5 protein-coding genes are annotated in these 4,422 nt (G+C 45.1%); all 5 read right to left on the bottom strand.

The genetic code is table 11. The annotated features are described in order from the left end of the window. Positions 1 to 63: 63 nt before the first annotated feature. From CJU60_RS11805 to CJU60_RS11785, 5 genes are read right to left on the bottom strand one after another with little or no spacing between them, the layout of a single operon-like run. Positions 64 to 813, bottom strand: a complete 750-nt coding sequence (locus CJU60_RS11805; RefSeq protein ID WP_095713869.1) for a polyketide synthase — start codon at positions 811 to 813, stop codon at positions 64 to 66. 43 nt (positions 814 to 856) lie between these two features. Beyond that, complete coding sequence (locus tag CJU60_RS11800; protein WP_095713868.1) at positions 857 to 1,639, bottom strand: enoyl-CoA hydratase/isomerase; 783 nt, start codon at positions 1,637 to 1,639, stop codon at positions 857 to 859. Beyond that, positions 1,627 to 2,889 carry a hydroxymethylglutaryl-CoA synthase family protein gene (locus CJU60_RS11795; RefSeq protein WP_095713867.1) on the bottom strand — a complete coding sequence of 421 codons (1,263 nt, stop codon included), beginning with the start codon at positions 2,887 to 2,889 and terminating at the stop codon, positions 1,627 to 1,629. The genes CJU60_RS11800 and CJU60_RS11795 overlap by 13 nt, the downstream gene beginning before the upstream one ends. Continuing rightward, positions 2,890 to 4,137 (bottom strand): beta-ketoacyl synthase N-terminal-like domain-containing protein, encoded by a 1,248-nt coding sequence (locus tag CJU60_RS11790; RefSeq protein WP_095713866.1) that lies wholly within the window; start codon positions 4,135 to 4,137, stop codon positions 2,890 to 2,892. It lies immediately after the preceding gene. After that, positions 4,115 to 4,363, bottom strand: a complete 249-nt coding sequence (locus CJU60_RS11785; protein ID WP_024121473.1) for an acyl carrier protein — start codon at positions 4,361 to 4,363, stop codon at positions 4,115 to 4,117. Before CJU60_RS11785 ends, CJU60_RS11790 begins: the two co-directional genes overlap by 23 nt. Positions 4,364 to 4,422 lie beyond the last annotated feature (59 nt).

Genomic DNA, 4,422 nt, shown 5'->3' with positions numbered 1-4,422 from the left:
AGAGCTGCCTCCATTTCACCTGCACATTTTTATGTATCACACGACGATCATTTTTATTTTCAATTAATTCCCATACAAACCTGTGATTCTCGTTTTGACTTCGTCTTGATGAAATGTTTTCTCATGCATAACGAGCTCCTGTTCTATCACGCTGGGAAGCTGCTCGCGAAGCGGCGAAACCAAGTGGTCTTTTAGTGTAATTAAGGAGTTTCTCGGTTTTTCCGCCAGCTCACGCGCCAGCTCCACAGCATACTCCAAAACTTCAGATCGAGGGAGGACTTTAAAGGGTATTCCTCTTTTTTCGAGATCGGCTCCCCGGTAATTGCCTGCATTCATTAATAACTCCTGCGCCAAGCTGAACCCGAGTTTTTGGGGAACGATAAAAGTAGCTCCCATACCCGGTGTAAACCCGTATTTCATAAAATTAGTGGTATACACGCTCTCCCTGCTCAGAATAATAAAATCAGCAAAGAGCCCCATGACAAAGCCGCCCCCAATTCCGTGACCCTGCATGGCAGCAATGACGGGAATTCTGCAATCAAGTGCCAGAGAATAGAGATTGTCATCAGTAAACTTGGTGATTCCTTGCTGGATTCTCAGCAAACCTTCTTGTGTTCCGCCTGAAGCAAAATAATTGTCGTATCCCGTTAAAATCACTGCTTTATAGCTTTGTTGATTGCGAATGAATTCGAACGCTTGAATTAATCCGTCTGTGAGTTCTTGCGAAAACGCGTTTTTATGAGCACGGTCATGCATCTTGACCTGAATAATAGCGGGCTCGATTTCAAAAAGCTCTACAACAGAATGCGTCATGATGTCCTCCTAACGGTTTCTGATTGTATGTATTTCACACAGTTTACGGGCTCTTCTCCCAAGGGAACTGCCCCGTTTCAACATACCTTATGATGCCCATTTGATTTTGAGGGTCGGAAAACATGTCTTGATTTTCAGTTAAAGCCATGGATTTCGTACGGCGCGGGCGGTCATCCAATGAATTGATAAACTGTTTATACCGCGCAATTGCCTTTTTATTTAACCGCCGCAAGCGCAATAAATGCTTTCTCAGCAGGACCTCGCTTTGAGCGTCACAGGCATCTACCAAGTTCCATTCCATGGCTTCCTGAACAAAAATCGGTTTTGTCATTAATGTCATATAATGCGCTTTTTGATAGCCGATCCTGCGAATCAGAAATGGCAGCACACAAGCTGGATAAAGACCAAATAACAACTCGGACAGACTGAATGATGCAGTTTGATCCGCAATGACAATATCACTGGCAGCCACAAATCCAAGACCTCCGGCATTTACTTTTCCCCGCACATGTGAAATGGTGACAAAAGGACCAGTCTGCAATTTCAGCCACAAATCATAGAGAGGTTCTTGAGAACTCGCTTGTTTTCTGCCGCTTTTCATCTCCTGATATATTTCTTGAAAATCGGCTCCGAAACAAAATACCTCCGGGAGCCCCTCTAAAACAATGACCGTAACGGAAGATGTCTCACATTGATTCATCACTTGTAAACATTCATCGATTAATTGGTCATTGATCGTATTATTAGCGTCAGGACGATGAAAGGTTAGATAGCAAATTGACTCTTGAAACCGGACCTTAATCGTTTGGTATGTCACGACATCCACCTGTACTTGCGATGAAACTCAGAAATTTCTTCTAAAAACAGCCTCGGCTTTTCTTGATGAAATTGCAATACCCCCGGAATCATCTCAAGATCCAGCTTGACATTACGAGTTCCGAACCGGACCATCCCGCTTCCCTTGAACAGCGTTTCATACTCATCCATTGAAAGATGATATCGATTGTCCAAGTGCTTCTCGATTTCAAATAAGCGCTGGCGTTGTTGGCCTTGAGGCGTTGCAATTCCGCTGTAAAACTCAGAACAGCAGCCTGAACCATAGGAGAAACAGCCAATTCGTTTAGGCGAGTCAAGCTGCGCTTTGTCAATAGTGCTAGCCAGCGCCAGAAGCAATGCGGCTCCCATAATGTTTCCGACCCTTTGGCAGTAGAGCAATCCAGGCTGTACCCGTTTCAAAAAATCAGTTTCTATCTCGGCCGTTTTCGCCTTTGCCATCTTACGCATCATCGTGCGGTGCGCCCCTTTCACCATCCCGCCAAAAGGCGTATGGTAGGCTAGATATTGAAACGTATCTTGATAATGAGCCCCGGATACACGTTTTTGATATTCCAAGAACGTTTGTTCACAGCAATCCAAATATGACATTAAAGACAGGTCAGCATCTCCCGCCTCACTGTCGGGAATGGGACGGCACGTATCCATCACTTCGTAGCCGTAATAGCCGTTTGCCCCGGGATCAACTTGAAACACCTCAGGATTTTCGCCTATCAAAACAGCCACTGCTCCCGCTCCGGCACTCGGTTCGGCATAGGACCAATCCTCACTTAAAGCGTCTCCGCCTTCAGCGATTAAAAAACGGGAAATATCACTGGCGATGACCAGTGCTTTGGCACCCGGAGACGTCTGGGATAATATAAAATTCACTGCCATTTGAAATCCGGCAGTTCCTGAATAACAGGCTTGTTTTATTTCGAACAAACGGCAGTTGCGATTAAGCCCTAAATATTCATGGATATAGGTGCTTAATGATTTTCCAAAATCGATGCCAGATTCGGAACAGGTGATCAGCAATTCAATCCTGTCCTTCTCTGCATCACTTAGTGAATCAATAATCGGTTTAGCCGCATTCACTCCAAAGGTCACAGGATCTTCGTAAGGCAGTGCTACCGCTTTTTCTTTCATTAATAAATTTTCAAATCTAGCAGTATCTAAATGTCTGTACTTGGCTAATTGCATGACATCAAGGTATGCCGTTCCGCCAAAGACATTCATCGCTTCTATTCCAGCAGAAACCATTTATGATTCGCCTCCGCATTTTTCAATGTTTTGTATACAAACAGCGGTATTCATTCCGCCAAAACCCATGCTTAAACTCAACGCGTTTTTTATGTCGTGTGAAATTGATTGATCCGTCACCCAATGCAAGGAAGGATCAATTGGATCATGTAAATTCCGGCTCGGATGCAGGCGTGATTCTTTCATTTGAAGCAGTACAGAAATAATCTCAACAATGCCTGCTGCACTGAGCCCATGCCCGGTTATTGATTTTGTTGCATTTATATAAGCATGAGAAAGACCGCAAGCATGCAGCGCCTTCAATTCAATTTCATCTCCAATGAAAGAACCCGTGCCATGGGGGTTTATGTAATCAATTTCTTCAGGTGTGAGACCGGCTCGCTCCAATGCCTTTTGTATGACATAGATCTCCCCTTCTAAAGAAGGATCAGGATTGCGGTTCCCATCTACTTTGATTGACCATCCTGACAATGCAGCATAGGGTTTTATGCCCCGGCGGACAGCCGTATCTTTTCGTTCTATCACCAAGGCGCCGCAGCATTCTCCATAAATAAATCCATCTCTGTTCTGGTCAAAGGGACGGCACGCGTTTTCCGGCTCATCAGCATATTTATCCGTTCCCATAGCGCCTAAAGCCCTGAGCGCCTCACATTCCATATAGGAAATATCCATTAACGCCCCCAGTGCGATGCAAATATCAACCTCTCCTGACAGGACTTGCTGAATTGCTTGAATCACCGCTAACTGGCCGCTTGCGGAAGCACCTCCCGCCGTATAAGCTAAACCGGTGATTCCAAACTGTTCTGTACAAAGACCGCAAAGATCGCTATCCATAAAAGACAGTGCATATGCTGGCGACATGAAACCAGAGCGGTCCCTATAATTCTCATAAAGCTGGAGGGTCTCTCTTTGCTGAAAGTTCGATCCTCCTGCTACCAGCCCGATACGTGCGGAACCAGCATCGTCTAACTTCGCCTCCTCCCAGGCTTCTGAGAGAGTAACCAAAGCAGCTCGGCTGGAAAATGACGCTTTTCTTAGCAGTTTCTTAGAAAGACGTTCCGGATAAGATAACGCAGGAATTTCAGCCCCAATAAACCGGCTGTCTTTTTGTCTGCCAGGGCGCTGCATCACTTCAAAGGCATGCCTCCCAGACAATAAAGAAGAAACAAAAGCCTCTTTTCCTTGGCCGATCGCTGCCGTTACTCCGACACCGGTCACCAGAATCTCAGGCGGATTGTACTTTGTCATAAAGCACCTCAGCTAATTCGCCGATGTTGTTCACACCAGACAGCTCGACACGAGGGATTTTTAATGATAAATCCTCAAGCACCATGGTTATAATTTCAGCCCTGTCTACAGAATCAGCCCCTAAATCAGCTAATCGGTCTTCAGGCTCAAAACGGTGTCCGTCCAATTCCGGAAGAACCTCACAAATATTAGTAATCAATACTTCGAAGACTTTCTGTTTATTCATAACGTTTGTCTCTCCTTTAAATGGAATGTTAAACATTCAGGCTCCAACCATTTCTTTCG

The sequence above is a fragment of the Bacillus sp. 7705b genome, assembly GCF_002289525.1.
GTDB lineage: Bacteria > Bacillota > Bacilli > Bacillales > Bacillaceae > Bacillus > Bacillus halotolerans.
Note: the sequence above shows the minus strand (reverse complement) of the source record. Positions and strands in the feature narration are given on the sequence as shown.

Coding starts and splice junctions, on each gene's coding strand:
- CJU60_RS11805 (WP_095713869.1), bottom strand. CDS start 813: ATGACGCATTCTGTTGTAGAGCTTTTTGAAATCGAGCCCGCTATTATT.
- CJU60_RS11795 (WP_095713867.1), bottom strand. CDS start 2,889: ATGGTTTCTGCTGGAATAGAAGCGATGAATGTCTTTGGCGGAACGGCA.
- CJU60_RS11790 (WP_095713866.1), bottom strand. CDS start 4,137: ATGACAAAGTACAATCCGCCTGAGATTCTGGTGACCGGTGTCGGAGTA.
- CJU60_RS11785 (WP_024121473.1), bottom strand. CDS start 4,363: ATGAATAAACAGAAAGTCTTCGAAGTATTGATTACTAATATTTGTGAG.